We start from the raw sequence: 1,944 nt of genomic DNA on the forward strand, positions 1-1,944 counted from the left end.
TCGTGACGGCCGCCGACGGCCGTGACCGCTTCGCCGCGCTGGCGGCGAGTGCGCTCGACGTGACCGCAGTCCGCTTCGTGGACGGCCCGCGTGCGGACGCGCTCCGCAAGATCGGCGTCACGACCGTCGACGGGCTGCTGCGCCACTACCCGTTCCGCTACCTCGACCTGTCGGCGACCGAGTCGCTCGCGCGCGTGCGCGTCGACGCGGACGCGACCGTGGTCGGCACGGTCCACGAGGTCCGCGTCAAGAAGCCGCGCCCGCGCCTCACCATCACCGAGGTCGCGCTCACCGATGGCACCGGCACGCTGCTGGGCGTCTGGTTCAACCAGCCGTACGTGCAGCAGCGGTTCATGGTGGGGGAGCGCGTCGCGTTCGCCGGCCGCGTGCAGCTCGACTACGGCATGAAGCAGATCCGCAACCCGTTCGTCGAGAAGCTCGCGGACGACTCGGGTCCCGAGGGGCTCGCGCGCATCCTGCCGGTGCACCGCGCCACCGAGAGCCTCTCGACGAACTGGATACGCCGCCTGGTGACCGAGGCGCTCGACGCCTACGGCGACGTGCCCGACCCGCTGCCGGCGTCGGTCCGGCGGGCCCGCGGGCTGCTCCCGCTCGCCGCAGCGCTGCGCGCCATCCACTTCCCGGCATCGTCGGACGACCTCGCCGCCGCGCGCAGGCGGCTGGCGTACGAGGAACTCCTCGACGTGCGCCTCGGCATGCTCGTGAGGCGCCACGAGATGGTCGACGAGCTCGACGGGACGGCACACGTCACGGACGGGCCCGCCGTGGCTGCGCTGCGAGCGGTGCTGCCGTTCCGGCTCACCGGCGACCAGGAGGACGCGGTGCGCGGCATCCTCGCCGACATGGCACGCCCGCGCCCGATGAACCGCATGCTCCTCGGCGACGTGGGCAGCGGCAAGACCATCGTCGCGGGCTTCGCGCTCGCGGCGGCGGCCGACACCGGCTCGCAGGCGGCCATGATGGCGCCCACCGAGGTCCTGGCGACGCAGTACGCGCTCAAGCTCGCTCCGCTCCTTGAGGCGGCGGGCGTGCGCACGGCCCTTCTCACCGGCTCGACGAAGGCGGCCGAGCGGCGCGCGGTCCTCGAGGCGATCGCCGTGGGCGACGTGCAGGCGGTCTTCGGCACGCACGCATTGCTCGAGGAGTGCGTGGCCTTCAGGGACCTCACGCTCGCCATCGTCGACGAGCAGCACCGCTTCGGGGTCAGCCAGCGGCTCGGCCTGCGCGCGAAGGGCCGCGCCGCCGACCTGCTCGTCATGACGGCGACGCCCATACCGCGCAGCCTCGCGCTGACGCTCTACGGCGACCTGGACTCGAGCGTGGTGCGCGAGCGGCCGCAAGGCAGGTCGCCGGGCGAGCACATCACCACGCGCGTCGTGCCCTCGAGCGGCCGCGAGGACGCGTACGAGGCCGTCCGCGCCGCAGTGCGCGACGGGCACCAGGCGTACGTGGTCTGCGCCATGGTCGACGAGTCCGACGTGACCGAGGCAAAGGCCGCCGTGCGCGAGGCGGAGCGCCTGAAGGAGCGCGTCTTCCCGAGGCTGCGGGTCGGCCTTCTCACCGGCAGGATGAAAGCGGCCGACAAGGCGGCGGTCATGGAGTCGTTCCGGGCGGGCACCATCGACGTGCTCGTGGCGACCACCGTGATCGAGGTCGGCATCGACGTTCCCAACGCGACCGTCATGATCGTGGAGGACGCCGAGCGGTTCGGGTTGTCCCAGCTCCACCAGTTGCGCGGCCGCATCGGCAGGGGAGAGGAACCGGGCACGTTCCTGCTGTTCGCCGATGCCAGGACCGACGAGGGTCGCAAGCGTATGCAGGCGATCGCCACGCTCACCGACGGGTTCGAGCTGGCCGAGGCGGACCTCGAGCTGCGAGGCGAGGGCCAGATGCTCGGCGAGCGCCAGAGCGGTATGCCTGAGC

At 72.6% G+C, this 1,944-nt stretch carries 1 protein-coding gene; it reads left to right on the top strand.

Going from position 1 to position 1,944, the window contains the following annotated elements; all coding sequences use genetic code 11:
- Window positions 1-2: 2 nt before the first annotated feature.
- On the top strand, window positions 3-1,944 hold a 1,942-nt coding region (gene recG / locus FDZ70_09910; protein ID TLM68807.1), incomplete at its 3' end, for an ATP-dependent DNA helicase RecG.

This window comes from Actinomycetota bacterium, assembly GCA_005774595.1.
Classification (GTDB): Bacteria; Actinomycetota; Coriobacteriia; order Anaerosomatales; family D1FN1-002; genus D1FN1-002.